Origin of the sequence: Rhodococcus sp. MEB064, assembly GCF_000834565.1 — a bacterium.
In the GTDB taxonomy this organism is placed as follows: Bacteria; Actinomycetota; Actinomycetes; order Mycobacteriales; family Mycobacteriaceae; genus Rhodococcoides.
The window spans coordinates 43,296-64,573 of sequence record NZ_JXQS01000001.1 but is presented as its reverse complement, the minus strand read 5'-3'; the positions used below and the strand labels follow the sequence as shown (position 1 = coordinate 64,573).

Annotated in this window: 19 protein-coding genes and 1 tRNA gene; 10 read left to right on the top strand and 10 right to left on the bottom strand. The window is 68.7% G+C overall.

Features of this window, described 5'->3' with window-relative positions:
- Positions 1-101: 101 nt before the first annotated feature.
- The 3 genes from RU01_RS00290 to meaB are packed head-to-tail and all read left to right on the top strand — an operon-like array spanning position 102 to position 5,313.
- Positions 102-2,018 carry a methylmalonyl-CoA mutase family protein gene (locus tag RU01_RS00290; RefSeq protein WP_082042768.1) on the top strand — a complete coding sequence of 639 codons (1,917 nt, stop codon included), beginning with the start codon at positions 102-104 and terminating at the stop codon, positions 2,016-2,018.
- Entirely contained in the window at positions 2,015-4,309 is a 2,295-nt protein-coding gene (gene scpA / locus RU01_RS00285) for a methylmalonyl-CoA mutase (protein WP_042572505.1), read from the top strand. Before RU01_RS00290 ends, scpA begins: the two co-directional genes overlap by 4 nt.
- 2 nt (positions 4,310-4,311) lie before the next feature.
- Complete coding sequence (gene meaB, locus RU01_RS00280) at positions 4,312-5,313, top strand: methylmalonyl Co-A mutase-associated GTPase MeaB (protein ID WP_042572504.1); 1,002 nt, start codon at positions 4,312-4,314, stop codon at positions 5,311-5,313.
- 1 nt (position 5,314) lies between these two features.
- Here meaB and RU01_RS00275 read toward each other — a convergent pair whose 3' ends face one another.
- The 6 genes from RU01_RS00275 to RU01_RS00250 all read right to left on the bottom strand — a co-directional run bounded on the left by RU01_RS00275 (position 5,315) and on the right by RU01_RS00250 (position 12,125).
- Positions 5,315-6,343: a nucleoside hydrolase gene (locus RU01_RS00275; protein WP_042572503.1), complete on the bottom strand. Its 1,029-nt coding sequence runs from the start codon at positions 6,341-6,343 to the stop codon at positions 5,315-5,317.
- Between the two features lie 4 nt (positions 6,344-6,347).
- Complete coding sequence (locus RU01_RS00270; RefSeq protein ID WP_042572522.1) at positions 6,348-7,691, bottom strand: CoA transferase; 1,344 nt, start codon at positions 7,689-7,691, stop codon at positions 6,348-6,350.
- Positions 7,692-7,696: 5 nt separating this feature from the next.
- Positions 7,697-8,962: a saccharopine dehydrogenase family protein gene (locus RU01_RS00265; RefSeq protein WP_042572502.1), complete on the bottom strand. Its 1,266-nt coding sequence runs from the start codon at positions 8,960-8,962 to the stop codon at positions 7,697-7,699.
- A 20-nt stretch (positions 8,963-8,982) separates the two neighbouring features.
- Complete coding sequence (locus tag RU01_RS00260) at positions 8,983-10,479, bottom strand: glutamate-cysteine ligase family protein (protein WP_042572501.1); 1,497 nt, start codon at positions 10,477-10,479, stop codon at positions 8,983-8,985.
- Positions 10,480-10,503: 24 nt separating this feature from the next.
- A complete protein-coding gene (locus RU01_RS00255; protein WP_042572500.1) occupies positions 10,504-11,961 on the bottom strand; it encodes an SDR family NAD(P)-dependent oxidoreductase in 1,458 nt (485 codons plus the stop codon).
- Positions 11,962-12,039: 78 nt separating this feature from the next.
- Positions 12,040-12,125: transfer RNA gene (locus RU01_RS00250), tRNA-Leu, on the bottom strand.
- Between the two features lie 195 nt (positions 12,126-12,320).
- Between RU01_RS00250 and RU01_RS00245 the strand changes: the two genes are divergently transcribed.
- Both RU01_RS00245 and RU01_RS00240 read left to right on the top strand, forming a co-directional pair.
- Complete coding sequence (locus RU01_RS00245) at positions 12,321-13,634, top strand: M20/M25/M40 family metallo-hydrolase (protein WP_042572521.1); 1,314 nt, start codon at positions 12,321-12,323, stop codon at positions 13,632-13,634.
- A gap of 38 nt (positions 13,635-13,672) precedes the next feature.
- Positions 13,673-14,200: a YbhB/YbcL family Raf kinase inhibitor-like protein gene (locus RU01_RS00240; RefSeq protein ID WP_042572499.1), complete on the top strand. Its 528-nt coding sequence runs from the start codon at positions 13,673-13,675 to the stop codon at positions 14,198-14,200.
- Between the two features lie 4 nt (positions 14,201-14,204).
- Here the strand turns inward: RU01_RS00240 and RU01_RS00235 are convergent, their stop codons facing one another.
- Genes RU01_RS00235 through RU01_RS00225 form a run of 3 tightly spaced genes read right to left on the bottom strand, consistent with a single transcriptional unit; the run spans position 14,205 to position 16,539 of the window.
- On the bottom strand, positions 14,205-15,287 hold the full coding sequence (locus RU01_RS00235) for a quinone-dependent dihydroorotate dehydrogenase (protein ID WP_269430080.1): 1,083 nt from the start codon (positions 15,285-15,287) through the stop codon (positions 14,205-14,207).
- A 26-nt stretch (positions 15,288-15,313) separates the two neighbouring features.
- Positions 15,314-15,553 (bottom strand): DUF5703 family protein, encoded by a 240-nt coding sequence (locus RU01_RS00230; RefSeq protein ID WP_156148720.1) that lies wholly within the window; start codon positions 15,551-15,553, stop codon positions 15,314-15,316.
- 20 nt (positions 15,554-15,573) lie between these two features.
- Complete coding sequence (locus tag RU01_RS00225; RefSeq protein WP_052493052.1) at positions 15,574-16,539, bottom strand: hypothetical protein; 966 nt, start codon at positions 16,537-16,539, stop codon at positions 15,574-15,576.
- Between the two features lie 219 nt (positions 16,540-16,758).
- On the opposite strand from RU01_RS00225, the gene RU01_RS00220 reads away from it, so the two are divergent.
- Positions 16,759-17,100, top strand: coding sequence for a hypothetical protein (locus RU01_RS00220; RefSeq protein ID WP_042572519.1), 342 nt, complete (start codon positions 16,759-16,761; stop codon positions 17,098-17,100).
- On the opposite strand, the gene RU01_RS00215 is transcribed toward RU01_RS00220, so the two are convergent.
- A complete protein-coding gene (locus tag RU01_RS00215; RefSeq protein ID WP_042572496.1) occupies positions 17,101-18,030 on the bottom strand; it encodes an aldo/keto reductase in 930 nt (309 codons plus the stop codon). It lies immediately after the preceding gene.
- A gap of 164 nt (positions 18,031-18,194) precedes the next feature.
- Here RU01_RS00215 and RU01_RS00210 point away from each other — a divergent pair, with 164 nt between their 5' ends.
- The 4 genes from RU01_RS00210 (at position 18,195) to RU01_RS00195 (ending at position 21,269) form a co-directional block, all read left to right on the top strand.
- On the top strand, positions 18,195-19,040 hold the full coding sequence (locus RU01_RS00210; protein WP_197074641.1) for an undecaprenyl-diphosphate phosphatase: 846 nt from the start codon (positions 18,195-18,197) through the stop codon (positions 19,038-19,040).
- A gap of 15 nt (positions 19,041-19,055) precedes the next feature.
- Positions 19,056-19,772: a histidine phosphatase family protein gene (locus RU01_RS00205; RefSeq protein WP_042572495.1), complete on the top strand. Its 717-nt coding sequence runs from the start codon at positions 19,056-19,058 to the stop codon at positions 19,770-19,772.
- A 67-nt stretch (positions 19,773-19,839) separates the two neighbouring features.
- Complete coding sequence (locus tag RU01_RS00200; RefSeq protein WP_042572494.1) at positions 19,840-20,436, top strand: DUF3090 domain-containing protein; 597 nt, start codon at positions 19,840-19,842, stop codon at positions 20,434-20,436.
- The gene (locus RU01_RS00195; RefSeq protein WP_268793344.1) at positions 20,433-21,269 is read left to right on the top strand and encodes an SCO1664 family protein; all 837 of its coding nucleotides are present in this window, start codon (positions 20,433-20,435) and stop codon (positions 21,267-21,269) included. Before RU01_RS00200 ends, RU01_RS00195 begins: the two co-directional genes overlap by 4 nt.
- The last annotated feature ends 9 nt before the right edge of the window (positions 21,270-21,278 follow it).

The following is a 21,278-nucleotide window of genomic DNA, read 5'->3' as shown; positions in this document are numbered from 1 at the left end:
TAGTTCTGTGAAGTTTGTCTCAGGTCACCATGTCGAGAGTCGCGATACCGTGCCTCGAGGTGCGGTTAACATCACACCATCCGCAGGCGCGAAAGGGACACATGGCCACCTCACACACCGGGACACCGAGCCCCGTCGCTACCGACGACGTCGGCGCCGCTGTTCCCGTGAGCAGCGCCGAGGAAGGTCTGGCCACCTGGCGACGCGGAGTCGCCGGCGTCCTGGCCAAAGCCCGCCGCGTCGACGTCTCCGAGCTGCCCGAGCATCCCGAGACGCTCCTCGACGAGACGACGTACGACGGAGTGACCGTCCGTCCCCTGTACGGCCCGTTGGACGAGACGACGGAGGAGCCGCTGCCCGGCACCTACCCGTTCACCCGCGGAAGCGACGCCCACCGCGACGTCACCGTCGGATGGCTGGTGGCCGGCCGCTTCGGTCATGCGGACACCGACGACCTCAACACCCTGATACTCGACGGCCTGCAGAACGGCACCAGCGCGTTGTGGCTCACCACGACGGGAATCGGCGCGCAGGGTCTGACCGGTGCGCTCGACGGTGTCCTGCTGGACCTCGCACCGCTGACCCTCGATGCGGGAGCCGACGTCGTCGCGGTCTCGGAGGCTTTGTTCGCCCTCCTCGACGAGCGGGGCACGTCCGCGGACGTCCGTCTGGGCGCCTCACCGTTGACCGACTCGTTCGCCGGGCTGACCGGAGCGAGCCTCGACGACACCCTGGACCTCGCCCGTCGGGCATCGGCCCGCCCCGAGCGGATCCGCGCCATCACCCTCGACGGCACCGTGTTCCACGCCGCGGGAGCGGGGGATGCGCAGGAGATCGGGCTGGCCGGTGCGGCCGGCCTCGACTATCTCCGAGCAGCGACTGCCGCCGGCATGTCCGCGGCCGACGCACTCGACCAGATCGAGATCCGACTCGCCGCGACGGACGAGCAGTTCGAGACCATCGCCAAGTTCCGTGCCGCACGCCGCGTCTGGGCTCGTATCGCCGACGTGCTGGGGGCCCCGGACCATGGCGGTGCGCCCCAGCACGCCGTCACCTCGGCCGCGATGATGACCCAGCGTGACCCCTGGGTGAACATGCTGCGCACGACTCTCGCAGCGTTCGGTGCCGGCGTCGGGGGCGCGGATTCGGTCACGGTCCTCCCGTTCGACGCCGCGGTTCCCGGTGGCGCGGCCGACGTGTCCCGGACGTTCGCCGCCCGCATCGCTCGCAACACCCAACTGCTGCTGCTCGAGGAATCGCACCTCGGGCGGGTCCTCGATCCCGCCGGCGGCTCCTGGTACGTCGAATCCTTGACCGACGCCCTGGCGGACTCCGCGTGGTCGGTGTTGCAGAACATCGACCGTGCAGGTGGCTACCGCGCCGCGCTCGAGTCCGGCGAGATCGCCCGGACGGTCGAGGAGACCCGTCTCAGCCGTGCATCGGACATCGCGCACCGCCGCACCTCGGTCACCGGAGTCAACGAGTTCCCCAACCTCCAGGAACCATCGCCCGCCGCGTCCGGTGACGGAACGGTCGCCGGTCGCCCCGTTCACCGCTACGCCGCCGACTTCGAGGCGCTGCGCGATCGCAGCGATGCGGTGTTACGGGACAAGGGAAGTCGGCCGGTCGTCCTGCTGGCCCCCCTGGGAAGCATCGCCGAGCACAACGGACGCACCACGTTCGCCGCGAACCTGATGGCGTCGGGCGGTATCGAGGCCGTCAACCCGGGCGCCGACGCGGACCTCGCCGCGGTGGCGCGGGAGACAGGGTCGCCGATCGCGATCCTGTGCGGCTCGGACAAGCGTTACACCGCCGAGGGCCCCGCCGCCGTCGCCGCGCTACGGCAGGCCGGCGTCGAGACGGTTCTCGTGGCGGGCGGGAAGTCGGCATTCGCGGACGCGACCGACGAGCAGACGCCGGACCGATACCTCGGTCTCACCATCGACGCCGTCGCGGAACTCGGGTTGCTCCTCGACACGCTCGCGGGCGACGTCCGCACGGAAGGACGTACCGCATGACCGGCAACCGCACCACCGACCACGACGACAACAGGGGAACCGTCGGCAGTTTCGCGGACGTGCCGCTGACCGACCCCGAGGCGTCGGACACCGCCGCACCCGGCGCCGACGATGCCCGCGCGCACGTCGAGGCCGCAGCATCGGCCCACGGATACACGCCGGAGCAGGTCGTCTGGTCGACGCCCGAGGGCATCGACGTACGGCCCATCTTCACCGGTGCCGACCGAGCGGAGGCGGCCGAGGCCGGCTACCCGCTGGACTCGTACCCGGGCACGGCGCCGTTCCTGCGCGGCCCGTACCCGACGATGTACGTGAACCAGCCGTGGACCATCCGTCAGTACGCGGGATTCTCGACGGCATCGGAGTCCAACGCGTTCTACCGTCGCAACCTCGCGGCCGGTCAAAAGGGTCTCTCGGTCGCGTTCGACCTGGCGACGCACCGCGGCTACGACAGCGACCACCCCCGTGTGCAGGGCGATGTCGGTATGGCGGGCGTCGCGATCGACTCCATCTACGACATGCGCCAACTGTTCGACGGGATCGACCTGGGGTCGGTGTCGGTGTCGATGACCATGAACGGTGCGGTGCTGCCGATCCTCGCGCTGTACGTCGTGGCGGCGGAGGAGCAGGGCGTCGGACCCGAGAAGCTCGCCGGCACCATCCAGAACGACATCCTCAAAGAGTTCATGGTGCGCAACACGTACATCTACCCACCCGAGCCGTCGATGCGGATCATCTCCGACATTTTCGCCTACAGCTCCACGCACATGCCGAAGTTCAACTCGATCTCCATCTCCGGCTACCACATCCAGGAGGCCGGTGCGACAGCCGATCTCGAGCTGGCCTACACCTTGGCCGACGGTGTGGAGTACATCCGCGCCGGGCTCGCCGCGGGCATGGACATCGACACGTTCGCTCCGCGCCTGTCCTTCTTCTGGGCCATCGGCATGAACTTCTTCATGGAGGTCGCCAAGCTCCGCGCCGGGCGTCTCCTGTGGGCCGAGTTGGTCCAGAAGTTCGACCCGTCGAGTGCCAAATCGCTGTCCCTGCGCACACATTCGCAGACATCGGGGTGGTCGCTGACGGCGCAGGACGTGTTCAACAACGTCTCGCGTACCTGCATCGAGGCCATGGCGGCGACGCAGGGGCACACGCAGTCACTGCACACGAACGCGCTCGACGAGGCGTTGGCGCTTCCGACCGACTTCTCCGCGCGCATCGCCCGTAACACCCAGCTGCTGCTCCAGCAGGAGTCCGGCACGACGCGGCCCATCGACCCGTGGGGCGGCTCGTACTACGTCGAGTGGCTGACGCATCAGCTCGCCGATCGCGCCCGCGCGCACATCGCCGAGGTCGAGGAGGCCGGCGGCATGGCCAAGGCCATCGGCGAGGGAATTCCCAAGCTGCGCATCGAGGAAGCGGCGGCACGCACCCAGGCCCGCATCGACTCCGGCCGTCAGCCGCTGGTCGGGGTCAACAAGTACGTTCCCGACGAGCCCGACACCATCGAGGTGCTCAAGGTCGAGAACTCGCGCGTGCGTACCGAGCAGATCGAGAAGCTCGAGCGACTGCGCGAGGAACGCGATCCGGGCCGCGTCGAGGCGGCGCTGTCCGCGCTGACCGCTGCCGCCGCGTCCACCGAGGGCGGAATGGAGAACAACCTGCTCGCCCTCGCCGTCGACGCAGCCCGCGCGATGGCCACGGTGGGGGAGATCTCGGACGCCCTCGAGAAGGTCTACGGCCGTCACCGCGCCGAGATCCGCACCATCAGCGGTGTCTACCGCGACGAGGCAGGGAAGGCGAAGAACATGGTCCACGCCGGTGAGCTCGCCAGTGCCTTCGCTGACGCCGAGGGCCGTCGCCCCCGCATCCTGGTCGCGAAGATGGGGCAGGACGGCCACGACCGCGGCCAGAAGGTGATCGCCACCGCGTTCGCCGACATCGGCTTCGACGTCGACGTCGGCCCGCTGTTCCAGACGCCCGACGAGGTGGCCCACCAGGCCGCGGACAACGACGTGCACGTCATCGGCGTCTCGTCCCTGGCCGCGGGACACCTGACGCTGGTTCCCGCCCTGCGGGAGGCGCTCACGGAGGTCGGTCGCCCGGACATCATGATCGTTGTCGGCGGTGTCATCCCGCCCGGTGACTTCGAGGCCCTGCGTGAGGCCGGCGCCGCGGCGATCTTCCCGCCCGGCACCGTGATCGCCGACGCCGCCGTGGATCTCATCGAGCAGCTCGCGGTCTCGCTCGGTCACCGCGAGGCAGCGGCGGACGCGGGAGCGAACGCCTGAGCATGGTGACTGCAGCCTCCCGCCGCCCGCCGGTGGACGTGGCCGCGTTGGCGGCGTCCATCCGTGCCGGCGAGCGTGCCGGTCTGGCCCGCGCGATCACCCTGGTGGAATCCACACGCACCGACCATCGTGATCTGGCGCAGCAACTCCTCCTCGAGGTGCTTCCCGACGCCGGCGGCGCTCACCGCGTCGGCATCACGGGTGTCCCCGGCGTGGGCAAGTCGACGTTCATCGATGCTCTGGGCATGTCGTTGATCGAGCGTGGCCACCGCGTCGCCGTGCTGGCCGTGGACCCGTCGTCGACACGCACCGGTGGTTCGATCCTCGGCGACAAGACCCGGATGGCGCGGCTGACCGTCGCCGAGAACGCGTACATCAGGCCGTCTCCGACGTCGGGGACGCTCGGCGGGGTGGCCAAGGCGACACGCGAGACGATCGTGCTGCTCGAGGCCGCGGGTTACGACGTGGTCCTGGTGGAGACCGTGGGTGTCGGCCAGTCCGAGATCACCGTCGCGGGCATGGTGGACACGTTCTGTTTCCTGACGCTCGCGCGCACCGGAGATCAGCTGCAGGGCATCAAGAAGGGTGTTCTCGAGCTGGCCGACGTGGTGGCGGTGAACAAGGCGGACGGCAAGCATCTGCGGGATGCGAAGAGCGCGGCACGCGAACTCGCGGGGGCGCTGCGCCTGATCTACCCGCACGACGCGCTGTGGAAGCCGCCCGTGCTGACCATGAGCGCGATCGAGGAGACGGGGCTCGACGAGTTCTGGGACACGGTCTGCCGACATCGCGACGTGCTCACGGCCGCAGGACAATTCGAGGCTCGTCGACGTGGCCAGCAGGTCCAGTGGGTGTGGACGATGGTGCAGGATCAGCTGATGCGGCGGTTGGCATCGAACGCCTCCGTCACCGCGGTGAAGGCGGATGTCGAGCGGCGCGTCGCCGACGGATCGTTGACCGCAGCTCTGGGCGCGCAGGAGATCCTGACGGCGTTCGACAGCTGAGTCAGCGGGTGGCTGCGAAGGTGCCCACTGTCTCCAGCAGGTGATCGAAGAACGCCTCGGGATCCGTCGCCACGGCGATCGCTGCGTTGGGACGACGGTTCCAGAACCCACGCCGGTCCGCGACAGTCGTTCCGCGGGTGAGGGTTCCGGTCAGTTCCACGTCGACGGTCGCGAGTGCGTACTCCGCCATCTCGGGGTGCAGCGCCACGGCGGCCGCGAACGGATCGTGCATGTGAGCGAGATAGCCCTCACCCTGCGCGTGGTGGAATTCCATGTAGAACCGCACGGCATCCGTCAGATGACGAACGATCGGCACCGATGCCTGCGAGCGCCGGCCGCGATCGTCGATCGACAGGCTCTCCACCGGAACGCTTCCCGAGATCTCGGCCAGCCGGGCGACATGGGCGGGGTGCATCTCGATCCGCTCGGTCAGACCCAACGCGCACACGATGGGCTCGCGACCGGCCGGAACGGACTCGAACGCGTCGAAGACTTCCTTCGCGGATTCCGGGTCCACGGCGACGTTCCACTCGGAGGTCGGGGTGGTGTTGCCGGGATGGTCGAAACTGCCGCCCATGATGACGACGCGCTTCAACAACGTCGGCAGCTCGGGCTCGAGGCGAAGGGCGAGAGCAAGATTGGTCATGGGACCGGTGACCAGGCCGACCAGTTCGCCGGGGTTCTCCCGGGCCAGCTCCACCCAGGCGTGCGCCGCCGACCGTGTCGACACCGCCCTGCTGCTCTGCGGGAGCTCCGCGTACCCCACTCCGAGTGGACCGTGGGTGTCCTCGGTGGTCATCAGCGGCGCCACCAGCGGACCGTCCGCTCCCACCGCGACCTCGACGCCCGAGAGCCCGCACATGTCCAACCACGCCAGGGTATTCCGGGTGACCTGTGCGGTGGGGACGTTGCCGGCGGTGCAACATACCGCGACCACCTCGGCGTCGGCACTGGCCGCCAGGTACACGAGGGCGAGCGAGTCGTCGATACCGGTGTCGACATCGACGATCAGACGCGTCCGAGAAGGCATGGGGTCATTGTGTCAGCGTCGGAAAGCGGGGTTCGTCGCGTCCCCACGGCCGCGCCGGCCACGGATGGTCGGCGTAGTCCGACAATGCCGGGCGGGCGGTGCTCACCCCACCGACGGTGACGACGTGATCGCCCTGCGGCAGTACAGGATCCGGGGGCTCCTCGACGCGGCCGCCCGCATCGAGGAGCCATGCCGCCGTGCGTGCCAGAGACACGGACACCGTGCGTCCGATGCCGCCGTCCTCTCTCGCCGCGAGCGCATCGACGATGCCGGCAGCCAGCAGATGACCGGACGCGTGGTCGAGCGCCTGCACCGGGAGCGCGCCCGGTATGGCACTGTCGCCGCACACGGCGGCAATACCCGACGCAGCCTGGACCAACGAGTCGAATCCTCGCCGCCGCGCCCACGGACCGCGGGAGCCCCAAGCATTCACGGTCCCGATGACGGCGCCGCTGGGCCGATACGACCGCACGTAGTCGTCGATGTAGGAGCCGGTCCGGTAGCCGCACACCACCACGTCGACCGAGGACAGCAGTGCGGCCAGACGGTCGTCGTCGTCCTCGGTCAGCACGTCGAGCAACGTCGAGAACTTGCCGGCCCCGGTATCGAGGTGCTGCGAGACGATTTCCGGGAGCGCGGGGGAGTCGACCCGCAGGACCGATGCGCCCAGCAGTGCCAGGTCCCGCGTCGCCACGGGGCCTGCGATGACCCGCGTGAAGTCCAGGACACGCAGTCCGGCGAGGGGACGTCGTGTGTCGGTGGACGGGTCGATCGGGGACGGTGCACCATCGGGCCTGACGGTCGAGGCGACCAGGGGGCCGGTCCGCGAGAATCTGCCCGCTGGAGTCCCGAACCAATCGGCCTCCGTGCGTACCGCCACCACCAGAGCGCCGGCGTCCGCAGCGCGCTGCTCGAGTTCGAACGCCGGTGCGCGCGCCACCGCGGCAGCCACGCTGTCGCGATCGGACGGATCCGGCAAGCCCAGAACCGACAGCAGGCGTCGACGGTGGTGGTCGTAGTTGGCGTGCGTGCGGACCCACCCGTCGGCCGCGCGGAAGAACCCGGACAACTCGGCGAAGCCGGGAACGGCGCGACCGTCGACACGTAGGAGTCGGTCGCCCGCGAACGATGCCGCCACCCGGTCACCGGAGATCGACCAGGCGCGCGACTCGAGCCCGACGACGCTCCGGTAGCGGTCCACCGCCGTGCACAGCGCGGCTACGGATCCGGTGGCGAGCTCGGCGACGGGCAGGGTCGAGGCGAGCACGCCGCCGGACACCGGAGTGACGGCGATCTCGCCGATCGGTTCGAGACCGAGATCGGCCTGGTACCGACCGACGAGCGACATCGCGGTCACACCTTGCGTGCGGTGATCTCCATGCCTGCCCCGCGCAGTCGGTCCACCAGCGCGTCACCGATTCCCGACGCCGGTGTCAGCACGCCGCCGCCGAGGGACGGCAATGCGTCGCGGTCGAGCGCCAACGCGAGGGCGGACTCGCCGAGCATCATCGCCGTCGCGGCGTATCCGGGGTCGCCCTTGGCCTTGACCCGCGACACGTAGTGCTCGTCGGTGCTGGTCGTGGTGTAGATGTCGATGGTGAAGTGACCCTTCTGGCGGGTCTTCTCGCTCGGGCCGTCACCCGGCTTGGGGAGCACCTTGTCCAGCAGGAACCGAGTGGGCTTGAACGCCATACCGGCCACGAAGGCGCCGAGACCCGCCAGCACCGCACCGGCGATCACCGGCGACGCGGGAGACGAGCCCACGCTCATGACCTCGCTGTAGCGGAAGTTCTTGCCGTACGCGTAGCCGCGGAGCGCATTCGACCGCCGCACCACGCGGGTGTTGTAGGACGCCATGACGAACGGCGCCTTCCAGCCCTTCAGCGACGGGTGGATGTCGGACCCCTTCTTGAGGGGCATGTCGTTCTGACGGCCGAGGTCGGGTTCGATCGACCGGTCCGGGCTCAGCGAGTACGGGCTCGCCGCCATCTTCGCGGCAGCACGGTCCTTCGTGATCTCGTCGATCTGGCCGCGGAGGGAGTCGATGGTGCCGCCGCTGACACCGCCGCTCATCGACGTGACCACCAGCGTGGTGTCGGTCAGATCGCCGGCGCCGTCGCCATTGACCTTCGAGTACAGCGCGTGCACGCCCAGATCGGAGGGCACCGAGTCGAACCCGCAGGAGTGCACGATGCGGGCACCCGTCGTGCGAGCCAGCTCGTGGTTCTCGTCGGCACTGAGGCGGGCGAACAGTACCTCGCCGGTGAGGTCGACGTAGTCGGTTCCGCCGGCCGCGCACACGTGCGCCAAGGTGCGTCCGAACTTCGCGTAGGGGCCCACGGTGGTGATGACGACCTGCGTGCGCGAGGCCATCTCCGTCAGAGCGGCCTCGTCGTCGGCGTCGGCCACGACGAGCTCCCAGTCGGCTGCTCGCGCCGGGAGGCCGGACCTGGTCGACTCCAACTTCTGCCGCGAACGCCCCGCCAGAGCGATCCTGGCGTCGGCGGGAGCGTGGTTCGCGAGGTACTCCGCCGTCAGCGCTCCGACGAATCCTGTTGCGCCGTAGACGACGACGTCGAGTTCGCGATCGTGCGTGCTCGTATGCGATGTGTCGGTCATTCCCCGACCCTACAAGCCGGTCACCAGGACCAGGTGTGCACCGGTTCGCCCTCGTGCATCAGCTCCAGGTAATCGGACAGCATGCCGGCGACGGCCCGTTCCCGACTCTCGCCCGCCCGCTCACGGGCCACGACGGCGTTGCGTTGCCACACGGACCCCGATTGCCGACGCAGACATCTGCCCTCGATGACGCCGAGGTACCGGTCGCGGACCTCGGTGTCCACCCCGTACGACGCCAGTCCCACCTCCGCCATCGGAAGCAGGCGACGCAGGACGAGTTCCTGCGGGGAGATCCATCCGACCTCGGGCCAGTACAGGCGCGAGTCGAACCCGCTGCGCGCCGCCGAGTGGAGATTCTCCACGGCGGCATCGAACGACATCTGGGTCCACACCGGCCGGTCGGCGTCGACGAGTGCGCGCAGTGCCCCGTAGTACAGGGCGGCATCGGCCATGACGTCGAGCACGGACGGGCCGGCGGGCAGAACACGGTTCTCGAGTCGGATGTGGTGTTCGCCGTTCGAGGTGTCGTAGATCGGCCGGTTCCACCGGTAGACCGTGCCGTTGTGCATCCGCAGCTCCGTCAGGGCCGGGGTGCGACCGGCCGCCAGCTCCGCCATCGGATCCTCGTCGGAGACCACCGGGAGCAGCGCGGGGAAGTAGCGGGAGTTCTCCTCGAACAGGTCGAAGATCGAGGTGATCCACCGTTCACCCATCCAGACACGCGGCCGCACTCCCTGATTGATCAGTTCCGGCGGACGGGTGTCGGTGGCCTGCTCGAACAGAGGGATACGCGTCTCGTGCCATAGCGCTTTGCTACCCAGGAACGGGGAGTTCGCGGCGAGTGCCACCTGGACACCCGCGAGCGCCTGGGCCGCGTTCCAATGGGCCGGGAATTCCGCCGGAGCGACCTGCAGATGGAGCTGGACCGACGTGCACGCCGCCTCGGGAAGAATGGTGTCCGAGAACTCCTTCAACGACTCGACGTCGGTGCCGCCCGGGAGCGGCACACCCGTGATCGAGAGTTCGATGTCCTCGCCGCGTGCCGCGAAGATCTGCTGGTTCAGCAGGTCGTACCGAGGGTTGCTGGAGAGCCACTGGTGAGCGAAGTGCTCGGAGGTCAGGGTCGGCAGCATGCCGATCATGGCCAGAGCGCAGCCCGATTCCTTCGCGCGAGCATCCGCGGTGTTCAGGGATTCGCGCAGCCCCATTTCGAGCTGGTGCATGCGGTCGCCCGCGAGTGGCTCCGGGGCGACGTTTATCTCGATGTTGAACTGACCCAGCTCGGTCTGGAAATCCGGGTCGGCGATGGCTTCGAGGACGGCCGCGTTCGCCATGGCCGGCTGCATGTCCTCGTCGACGAGGTTGAGTTCGATCTCCATGCCCAGCCGGGGTTCGTCGACCTGGAAGCTGTCGTCCGCGAGCATCGATGCCAACGCGTCCAGACACTCCTGCACCTTGTGCCGGAACCGCTGCCGGTCCTGACGGCTGAACGTGCGCTGCTCGACCTCGTCGCCCATTCTCTCATCACACCATGTGACGGATCACCAGGGTGAGGCTGCGTAGTCCTTCAGGAACTTGCCGTGCAGATCCAGACCCAGCTCGCCCTGGACGATCGGGTCGTACACACGCGCGGCGCCGTCCACCAGATCGAGCGGAGCGTGGAACCCTTCGTCGGCCAGACGGATCTTGGTGGGGTGCGGACGCTCGTCGGTGATCCACCCCGTGTCCACCGCGCTCATCGAGATGCCGTCGTCCATCATCTCGTTCGCGCTGGTGCGGGTCAGCATGTTGAGCGCCGCCTTGGCCATGTTCGTGTGCGGGTGGCCGGGACCCTTGTAGCCGCGCCCGAACTGCCCTTCCATTGCCGAGACGTTGACGATGTAGGCCCTGCGGTACGACGACGCAGCCAGCGCGGAACGCAGTCGGGAGACCAGGATGAACGGCGCGACGGAGTTGCACAGCTGCACCTCGAGCAGTTCCACCGGGTCGACCTGATCGACGGTGTGCACCCAACTGTTGGTGGGGGCCTCGTCCGGAACGAGTCCGCCGGCGTCGATCGCCGTACCGGCAGCCATGCGCTGCAGGGAGGACGAACCGGCGACCAGCGCCATGGAGGTCACCTGCGACGGCCCCATGTTCGCCATGACAGCGGTGTCGAGGGCGACGCTCTCTCCGTCGGTCTCGCCGAAAGCCCCGACCAGCGCGGCCGGGTGGGCATCGCTCGTGGCGCCGAACGTGCGCACCCCGAGCGCGGCGAGATCGACGCCGTGCTCACCGTCCTCGAGGGCGGTGTAGGAACCGGCGGACCGCTTGACCGTCTGCGCGGCGTTGTTGATCAGGATGTCCAGCGGGCCCTCGGCGGCCACCGCATCGGCGAAGGCCACCACCTGGGCAGGGTCGCGCAGATCGATACCGACCACGGACAGCCGATGCATCCAGTCGTGGCTGTCGTGCATGGACGAGAAGCGGCGGACAGCATCGGCGGGGAAGCGGGTGGTGATAGTGAGGTGGGCGCCGTCGCGCAACAGACGCAGGGCGATGTACATGCCGATCTTGGCGCGACCGCCGGTGAGCACCGCCCGGCGACCGGTGAGATCCGTTCGCGCATCGCGCTTCTGATGGTTCAGGGCTGCGCACGCGGGGCAGAGCTGGTGGTAGAACGCGTCGACGACGGTGTAGCGCTGCTTGCAGATGTAGCAGGGTCGAGCGCGCTGCAACGTGCCCGCGCTGTCGCTGGTGGTGGCCGATGTCAACGCCAGACCTGCGGTCTCGTCGTCGATCCGTTCGGGGGAGCCGGTTGCCGTGGCGGCCACGACGGCGCGGTCCGCCTCGGCCACCCTCGCGCGCGAGTCGAGCCGTCGACGCTTCTTGACGGCCTTGAAGAGGCCGGCGGTGGCTCGCCGCACCGCGACGGAATCGGGGTGGTTCTCGTCGAGAGCGGCGGCGCGGTCGAGAACGCGGATGCAGGCTGCCAACTCGTCGGGGTCGATGCCCGTCATCTCTTCCTCACCCTTCGCAGAAGGACCGTCACATGACAAAGCCCCGACTCCGGGAGGAATCGGGGCTGTCGTTTTCGGTGTCCGAGGGGGGACTTGAACCCCCACGTCCGTTAATAGGACACTAGCACCTCAAGCTAGCGCGTCTGCCATTCCGCCACTCGGACATCACGCGTCACATGGTGCTCGTGACCGCGCCGCACCCATGTTCTCGGTGCGGTCGCTAAATCTAGCCGATGCGCGGCTGTGGACCAAAACCGCACGTCGGAGGCGCGCCGGACGCGCTCGAATGGTAGGAACGAGCTGTGCCTACACACGGAGAACAGTTGCCCGACGCTGCACCGAACGGCGCCACCGTGGCGGTGGAGGAGGTCGTCGACCTCGTCGCCTCGCTCATCCGATTCGACACGTCGAACACCGGTGAGCTCGAGACCACGGTGGGGGAGCGCGAGTGCGCCGAATGGGTGGCCTCGCAGCTCGAGGCCGTCGGGTACGAGACCGAGTACGTCGAATCCGGGGCGCCCGGCCGCGGCAACGTCTTCGCACGGCTGTCGGGCGCGGACAGCTCCCGCGGCGCCCTGCTGGTGCACGGCCACCTCGACGTCGTTCCCGCCGAACCTGCCGACTGGAGCGTTCACCCGTTCTCGGGTGCCGTGGAGGACGGCTACCTGTGGGGCCGCGGCGCCGTCGACATGAAGGACATGGTCGGCATGGCCCTGGCGTTGGCTCGCCAGTTCAAGTCCACCGGCACCGTTCCGCCGCGCGACCTGGTCTTCGCGTTCCTCGCCGACGAGGAAGCGGGCGGCAAGTACGGGTCGCACTGGCTCGTCGAGAACCGCCCGGACCTGTTCGACGGAGTCACCGAAGCAGTGGGCGAGGTCGGCGGGTTCTCCCTGACCGTCGCGACACCGGAGGGCGACGAGCGACGGCTCTACCTCGTCGAGACGGCCGAGAAGGGCCTGGCCTGGATGCGTCTCACGGCGAAGGCCCGCGCCGGACACGGGTCGTTCCTGCACGAGGAGAACGCGGTCACCTACCTCGCGGAAGCCGTTGCGGCACTGGGTAATCATCAGTTCCCCCTCGTCATGACCGACTCGGTGACCGAGTTCCTCGCCGCGGTCAGCTCGGAGACCGGCCTCGAGTTCGATCCCGCGTCGCCGGACATCGACGGCACCCTGGCCAAGCTCGGCAGCATCGCGCGCATCGTCGGTGCCACGCTGCGCGACACCGCCAACCCGACCATGCTCTCGGCCGGATACAAGGCCAACGTCATCCCGCAGACCGCGTCGGCCACCATCGACTGCCGGGTCCTGCCGGGCCGTAAGGCCGAGTTCGAACGCGAGGTCGACGCTCTCATCGGACCCCACGTCGAACGGTCCTGGATCACGGACCTCGAGCCGTACGAGACCACGTTCGACGGTCATCTGGTCGACGCGATGAACGACGCGATCCTGGCGTTCGACGAGAACGGCCGCACCGTCCCGTACATGCTCTCGGGAGGAACCGATGCGAAGGCCTTCGCGAAACTGGGCATCCGGTGCTTCGGATTCGCGCCCCTCAAACTGCCCCCGGAACTCGACTTCGCGGCGCTGTTCCACGGCGTCGACGAACGGGTACCCGTCGAGTCGTTGATCTTCGGGACGAAGGTCTTCGAACACTTCCTGATGCATAGCTGACCAGCAGCCTGCTCCACCGATCCCGAAAAGGACCCCTCATGCCGCACGATCCGTACGCCGACCTCCCCACTCTGCCCTCGTTCGACCTGACGTCCGACAGTTTCACCGACGGTCAGCCGCTGCACGACGACCAGGCCAGCGGGATCATGGGCGCCGGCGGTCACGACAACTCCCCGCATCTGTCGTGGTCGGGCTTCCCGGAGGAGACCAAGAGCTTCGTCGTCACCGTCTACGACCCCGACGCGCCGACGGCCTCCGGCTTCTGGCACTGGGCCGTCGCGAACATCCCGGTGACCACGACCACCCTGGTCGCCGGTGCCGGGGACGACGATTCGACGGGACTGCCGAACCTGGCGATCACCTTGAAGAACGACGCCGGTCAGGCTCGCTACATCGGTGCAGCACCCCCGCAGGGCCACGGGCCGCACCGCTACTTCGTGGCCGTGCACGCGGTCGACGTAGAGAAGCTCGAGATCGACGAGACGGCGTCGCCGGCATACCTCGGCTTCAACCTCTTCTCGCACGCCATCGCGCGCGCCGTGATCGTCGGAACCTACGAGCAGTAGTTCCTCACGCGGGCCGCCGGTCGTTCGCGCCGCTGCCGACAGCGTCGGCAACGGATGCGAACCCGGCGGCCCGTGCTCGCCGGGCGAGACCCACGGCGATGCGGCGGGCCCAGAACGGCCCTCCGTAGACGAATCCGGTGTACCCCTGCACCAGGGTGGCCCCGGCGAGGATGCGCTCCCACGCGTCGTCTGCAGTCTCGATCCCGCCGACGGAGATCAGCGTCATGTTGTCGCCGACTCGTGTGCGGAGTCGACGCAGCACCGCGAGCGACCGGTCCGCGACATACGGGCCGGACACCCCACCGGGGCCGAGGTCTGCCGCACCGGGTGTCGACAACCCCTCGCGGCCGATGGTCGTGTTGGTCGCGACGATGCCGGCCGATCCCAGTTCGAGCGCGAGATCGGCGACAGCGTCGACGTCCTCGTCGGACAGGTCCGGCGCGATCTTGACCAGAACCGGGACGGACACGGCACCGGCCACGGCGGCGAGAAGAGGACGCAGTGACTCGACCGCCTGGAGGTCGCGGAGGCCGGGCGTGTTCGGTGAACTGACGTTCACGACGACGAAGTCGGACAACGGTCCCAGCAACCGTGCACTGGTGGAGTAGTCGACAGCGGCGTCGGCCGCGGCCACGATCTTCGTCTTGCCGATGTTGGCCCCGATCGGGATGTCGCCCCGCCGGCGGCGGAGCCTGTCCGCGACGGCATGTGCGCCCGGGTTGTTGAACCCCATGCGGTTGAGCAGACCGCGATCGTCCGGCAGGCGGAACAGTCGCGGCTGCGGATTGCCCGGTTGGGCCTGCGCGGTGACGGTGCCGACCTCGGCGAACCCGAAGCCGAGCGGACCCCACGCGTCGACACCGTGACCGTTCTTGTCGAATCCGGCGGCCAGCCCGACGGGCGTCGGGAAGGTGACACCGAAGGCGGTCGTCACCAGGGCCGGATCGCGCACCGCGAGTACTCGTGCCACCAGAGCGCGCAGGGGAGCGAACCGCGTCACCCACACCATCGCCGCGAAGGCGAGATGGTGGATGCGCTCGGGAGGCAGCAGGAACATCGTGCGCAACAACAGCCGGTAAGGGCTCACAACCGGGTCACCTTTTCATCTCGAGGTCACATTCCCGGTTCCGGGATGTGCTGAGTCGTCTTGCGTCGCTTGAGAAGTACTCGTCGACTTCCATCGGTGTAGAGACGGACGCGGGAGAGTTCCCAGCCGCCGAATTCGGCCGAGATCGCCAATCGCATCGATGCCGTGACGCGCGTGACGTCCGGGGGAAGTTTGATGGGGACGTACTCCCAGTCGTCGGACTGGGTCTCCCAGCCCACGGGCAGCGCCCGGTTGTGTCGGTTCACCTGTCCCACTCTCATCAGGGTTACGTACGAGTCGGAATCACCTGGACTCCGGCACCAGTGTTCGAGCCTACGAAAAGATCGCCGCTCTGCGAATCGACGGCGAGCGAATCGGGCTGGCGCACCGTAGGGAACCGTGCCGACTCGACGGGCATTCCTGACGAGATGTCGAAGCCGATCACCTCGTTCAGTGCCGTCGCGGTGATCCAGACGGTGCCGTCGTCGCTGCACGCGACGGCGAACGGCGATCCCGGTACGGGGAAGCGCTGACGCATGATCAGGTCGTCCCCGGTGAAGATCAGCAGTTCGTCGTCGGTGGTGTCGGCGACGACGATCGCGCCGTTCGCGCAGCCCGTCATCCTGGTCGCACCGTCACCGGCTCGCAGTGCCTCGCCGAGTCGCTCCGCGTCGACGTCGACGGCCGTCACCGACGTCTGGCGGGTGTCCAGCGACACCAGTTCGTCCCCGGCGCGCACCAGGGCGTCCACCGATGCCTGACCGGGGACGGTCGAGTCCACCGATCCGTCGGCGGAGAGGATGACCACGGTGCCCGTGAGTGTTCCGACGGCGTAACCGTCGTCCCACACGATGGCCGACGCCGCCCCGCCGTCGACCGGAACGTCCGTGCTCTCGCCGGACTCGACGTTCACCCGGACGATCCCGTCCGGTGTGGTGACGAGGACCTCGCCGTCCCGACCGGGCGAGACCGATGTGCCCGCCGCGGACAGGCGCACGATGCGGGGCGAGCCGTCGCCGGCCGGATCGGCCAGTGTCAGCGTGGTGCCGTCGTCGGTGAGCACGGCGACGGTGCGCGTGGACGGCTCGACGGTCAGAGCATCGACCGTGCCCGCAGGGCCGAATCGGGGATCGGCGACCACGCCGGCGGGGGTCACCACCGCGTCCGGAGACACGGCGGCGGTCTCGGGCTCACGCGTGTTCAGTTGTTCCGGATCGTCGTTCGACGAACACCCGACTGTGACCGTCGTCACTACCGCAAGGGTGACGGCGAGGAAACGGGTACGGCTGACGCGACGGGGGCGCGCGAGGGGCATGGTTCTCCGATCGTCGGCGCGGGGTCGGCTGCGCCGGTTCCTATCCGATCACCCGACCGGGGTGGGGGAATCACGGGGGATGGCGGGGGATACCGCGATCACAGTTCAGTACCGTCCGAGAGGACCATGACGCAGGTGTCAGGAGCATCGATCGTGATGAACGACTCACAGGGGGACTTCACCGTGGACGACGTGTCCCCGGGTGCCCATGCCCACGGTTTCGGAACCACGGCGGACGGCCGGAACTTCGCGTTCCGCGTGCGCGGCAAGACGCTCCACCTGGAGGTGTACCGGGCCGACATGGTCGACGCCGTACCCAGTTCGACCGACCTCGAGGCGGTCGCCGAGACGGACGTCACCGACGTCGATCTCTGCGACGAACGGTCCATCGTCGCGGCCGTGCGCGATCTTGCGCCGACGGCCCGACCGGTCGATCCGACCCATTCCCCGGACACGACACTCATCCGGTCGCTGTGGGGACGACTCGGCGGGTCCTGATCAGGAGCTGACGTCGTCGAGCGCCGAGGTGATCGCCGTCGGTAGTTCGACGTCCTCGGCCGCGAGCACGCCCGTGAGCTGACCGATGTTGCGCGTTCCGACGACGGTCGAGGCAATGCCGGGACGGTCACGCGCCCAGGCCACCGCGACGGCCAGCGGGGACGTCCCGAGCCCGTCGGCGGCAGTGATGACGGCCTCGACGACCTTCGCGGCGTCGTCACCCAGGAAGGGCATCAACGAGCGCACCCGCTGATCGTCGGCACCTCGCGAATCGGCCGGAACGCCGTCCCGGTACTTGCCGGTGAGCACTCCGCCCGCCAGCGCCGCCACCGCGATCACACCGACACCGTGGTGTTCGGCAGCCGGAAGCAGGTCGTCCTCGATGCCGCGGGCCATCAGCGAGTACTCCGCCTGCGCGGCGACGATCGGCGTCTGTGATGCAGCGGTCGCCACCTGCCACGCGGTGAAGCCCCGCACACCCGCGTAGCGCACCCGACCCGAGGTCACCGCGTAGTCCACGGTGGCCGTGACCTCCTCGAGCGGCGTCTGCGGATCCCACGCGCCGACACTCCACAGGTCGAGGTGGTCCGTGCCGAGGTCACGCAGCGTGCGATCCAGTTCGCGCAGGAGAGCTCGGCGGGAGCAGTCGACGGTCCAGCGCCCGGTCTCGTCCGGACGGGACACCCCTGCGTCGACACTGAGGACGAGGTTCTCGCGGGGAACGACGTCGTCGAGGAGTTCGGAGAGAACGCGCATGGCGCGGCCGTCGCCGTAGGCCGCCGACGTGTCGACGAGACTTCCGCCCGCCTCGGCGAACGCCGTCAGCTGAGCGGCCGCGTCGTCACCGTCCACGCCGCGACCCCACTCGCCGGTCCCGAGCCCGAGCCGTGACACGCGCAACCCACTGGTCCCGACCGTTCTGTGCTTCATGAGGGCAACGCATCCGTTTCGCCGTTTTTCGGTCGTGTCATGTCCTGCCGACACGATGGTCGAGGCACGACCCTAGTACGGTCGTCCCTCGTGACTGCGACAGGAAACCATGTGCGATTTGGCATCGCCCGGCTCGACTCCTCGCTCCGGGCCGGTGCACGATGATCGCCGAGTCCATGTCCTGGGTCCAGGCACTGGTCCTGGGTGCCGTGCAGGGACTGACCGAATTCCTGCCCGTGTCGTCGTCCGCGCATCTGCGCATCGTGTCCGAGGTGTTCTTCGGTGACGACGCCGGCGCGTCGTTCACGGCCGTGACGCAGCTGGGCACCGAAGCCGCCGTGCTCCTCTACTTCGCGCGCGACATCGGTCGGATCATCGCGGCGTGGTTCCGCGGTATCGCGGACAAGACGCAGCGGGACACCCTCGACTACCGGATGGGGTGGTACGTGATCTTCGCGACCATCCCGATCGGCGTCCTCGGGTTCCTGTTCAAGGACGCCATCCGCACCGGCGCCCGCAATCTGTGGATCACGGCGACGCTGCTCATCGTGTTCGCCGTGGTCATCGCGATCGCGGAGAAGGTCGGTCGCCAGGCCCGACCGATCGAGAAGCTCACCACCCGTGACGGCCTGGTCATGGGCGCCGCGCAGTGCCTCGCCCTGATCCCCGGTGTCTCTCGCTCGGGCGCCACCACCAGCGCGGGACTGTTCATGGGACTCACCCGCGCCGCGGCCGTCCGCTTCTCCTTCCTGCTGGCCATTCCCGCCGTGACGGCCTCCGGCCTCTTCTCGCTTCCCGACGCGTTCGAACCGGCCGGAGAAGGACTGCAGGCATCGGGAGCCCAGTTGATCGTCGCCACTCTGGTGGCCTTCGCGTTGGGCTACGCCTCCATCGCGTGGCTGCTGCGGTTCGTCGAGAACCATTCGCTCTACTGGTTCGTCGGATACCGCATCGCGGTCGGCGCAGCGGTTCTCGGCCTCCTGGCGACGGGCGTCGTCGCAGCCAACTGACACTAGGCTGGACTCATGACCGTCATCCTCCTGCGCCACGGACGTTCCACGTCCAACACGGCCGGCACCCTCGCTGGCCGATCGGAGGGCGTCGAGCTGGACGATCTCGGTCGGCAGCAAGCCGACCGCGTCGTCACGCGGTTGGAGGGCCTGACCATCGGCGCGATCGTGCGATCGCCGCTGCTGCGGTGCGAGCAGACGGTGGCTCCGCTGGCCGCAGCCCTCGGCCTCGAGCCCGTGGTCGAGGACCGCCTGCTCGAGGTCGACTACGGCGACTGGACCGGCAAGCCCATCAAGGACCTGCTCGGTGAGCCGCTGTGGAAGGTCGTCCAGCAGCACCCGTCGGCCGCGGTGTTCCCGTCGGGCGAAGGGCTGGCCGACGTCCAGACCCGTGCCGTCCGCGCGATCCGTGACCACGACGCGCGACTCGCCGCCGAGAACGGAGCGGACGTCGTCTGGGTGGCGTGCTCGCACGGCGACGTCATCAAGTCGATCCTCGCCGATGCGCTCGGCTCGCACCTCGACCAGTTCCAACGCATCGTGGTCGATCCCGCGTCGATCAGTATCGTTCGGTACACCGAGACCAGGCCGTTCGTGCACCGGGTCGGCGACCTGGGCGGGGATCTGTCGCAATTCGTGCCGAAGCCGCCGTCCGACGACGACAAGACCGACGCGGACAAAACCGAGGCCTCGGAATCGGATGCCGTGCCCGGTGGTTCCACCGGTAGGTAGACAGCACGCGGATAATGGACTCAACAGCCGCTGTAGTTCGTGCGGCGCGATCTCAGGAGGTGCATGCATGCCACGCGCGATTCACGTCTTTCGCACCCCCGACCGGTTCGTCGCCGGAACAGTGGGTGAGCCCGGCGACCGTTCCTTCTTCCTCCAGGCCGTCCACGATGCCCGAGTGGTGTCCGTAGCCTTGGAGAAGCAGCAGGTCCAGGTCCTGGCCGATCGTGTCGGGTTGCTTCTCGACGAGGTGGCGCGGCGTTTCGGCACCGACGTTCCGCCCGAGGAAGCGGACCCGACGGACATCGACCCGCTCGTCATGCCCGTCGACGCGGAGTTCCGCGTCGGCACCATGGGGCTCGGCTGGGATGCCGACGCGGGTGCCGTCGTCGTCGAACTGCTGGCCGTCACGGAGACCGAGCTCGACGAATCGGTCGTTCTCGACGACACCGACGAGGGGCCTGACGCCGTTCGCGTCTTCCTCAGCCCGGAGCAGGCTCGCGAGTTCGCGGCCCGCAGCGAACGTGTGATCGCGGCAGGCCGACCGCCGTGTCCACTGTGCGGTGAACCGCTCGCACCCGGGGGCCACATGTGTGTCCGCACCAACGGGTACCGGCGGGGAATCACGCTCGGCACCGATACCACCGAGTTCGGGGACGAGTCCTGACGTCCGGCGACGGCGCCACCACGTGGACCGCCGACGACGCCGCTCTCCTCGCGGACGGGGAGATGACCATCGTCGGCCGAGTGGTGCAGGCGAGCAACGCGACGCTGGTGTGCGAGATTCCGCGAGCCGAGTCCGACGTGCCTCTCCGGTGTGTCTACAAACCGGTTCGCGGCGAGCAACCGTTGTGGGACTTCCCGGACGGCACCCTTGCCGGGCGGGAGGTGTCGTCGTACATGATCTCCGACGCCCTCGGCTGGGACGTGGTGCCGACGACGGTACTGCGCGACGGCCCCATCGGACCCGGCATGGTGCAACGCTGGATCGACACCGTCGAGCGGCTCCCCGAGAAGGGTGAGGGCATCGACCTCGTCGACCTGTGCCGCCCGGACCTGGTCCCGTCGAGCTACATCCCGGTGCTCCGTGCGTACGACGACAACGGCGACGAGGTCGCGCTGGTCCACGCGGACGATCCGCGGCTGAACCGGATGGCCGTGCTCGACGTCGTGATCAACAACGCCGACCGCAAGGGCGGCCACGTTCTCGAGTCCCCGGACGGGAGCGTCTACGGCGTCGATCACGGCATCGCGATGCACAGCCAGAACAAGTTGAGGACCGTCCTGTGGGGGTGGGCAGGTCGGCCCATCGACGCAGCCCTCGTCGCCGATCTGGTCGAGCTGTCCCGCGAGCTGCGCGGCGATCTCGGTGATCGTCTGGCGCCCCACATCACCGATGTCGAGATCGCGGCACTCGCCGCCCGCGTGGCCGGGATCCTCGCCGATCCCGTCATGCCGGCGCCCTCGTCCAGTCGCCCCATTCCGTGGCCTGCGTTCTGACCGGGCACG

What these genes read in the sequence shown, in the direction of transcription:
- RU01_RS00290 (WP_082042768.1), top strand. Translation starts at nt 102, where the DNA reads ATGGCCACCTCACACACCGGGACACCGAGCCCCGTCGCTACCGACGAC.
- scpA (WP_042572505.1), top strand. Translation starts at nt 2,015, where the DNA reads ATGACCGGCAACCGCACCACCGACCACGACGACAACAGGGGAACCGTC.
- meaB (WP_042572504.1), top strand. Translation starts at nt 4,312, where the DNA reads ATGGTGACTGCAGCCTCCCGCCGCCCGCCGGTGGACGTGGCCGCGTTG.
- RU01_RS00275 (WP_042572503.1), bottom strand. Translation starts at nt 6,343, where the DNA reads ATGCCTTCTCGGACGCGTCTGATCGTCGATGTCGACACCGGTATCGAC.
- RU01_RS00270 (WP_042572522.1), bottom strand. Translation starts at nt 7,691, where the DNA reads ATGTCGCTCGTCGGTCGGTACCAGGCCGATCTCGGTCTCGAACCGATC.
- RU01_RS00265 (WP_042572502.1), bottom strand. Translation starts at nt 8,962, where the DNA reads ATGACCGACACATCGCATACGAGCACGCACGATCGCGAACTCGACGTC.
- RU01_RS00260 (WP_042572501.1), bottom strand. Translation starts at nt 10,479, where the DNA reads ATGGGCGACGAGGTCGAGCAGCGCACGTTCAGCCGTCAGGACCGGCAG.
- RU01_RS00255 (WP_042572500.1), bottom strand. Translation starts at nt 11,961, where the DNA reads ATGACGGGCATCGACCCCGACGAGTTGGCAGCCTGCATCCGCGTTCTC.
- RU01_RS00240 (WP_042572499.1), top strand. Translation starts at nt 13,673, where the DNA reads ATGCCGCACGATCCGTACGCCGACCTCCCCACTCTGCCCTCGTTCGAC.
- RU01_RS00220 (WP_042572519.1), top strand. Translation starts at nt 16,759, where the DNA reads ATGAACGACTCACAGGGGGACTTCACCGTGGACGACGTGTCCCCGGGT.
- RU01_RS00215 (WP_042572496.1), bottom strand. Translation starts at nt 18,030, where the DNA reads ATGAAGCACAGAACGGTCGGGACCAGTGGGTTGCGCGTGTCACGGCTC.
- RU01_RS00205 (WP_042572495.1), top strand. Translation starts at nt 19,056, where the DNA reads ATGACCGTCATCCTCCTGCGCCACGGACGTTCCACGTCCAACACGGCC.
- RU01_RS00200 (WP_042572494.1), top strand. Translation starts at nt 19,840, where the DNA reads ATGCCACGCGCGATTCACGTCTTTCGCACCCCCGACCGGTTCGTCGCC.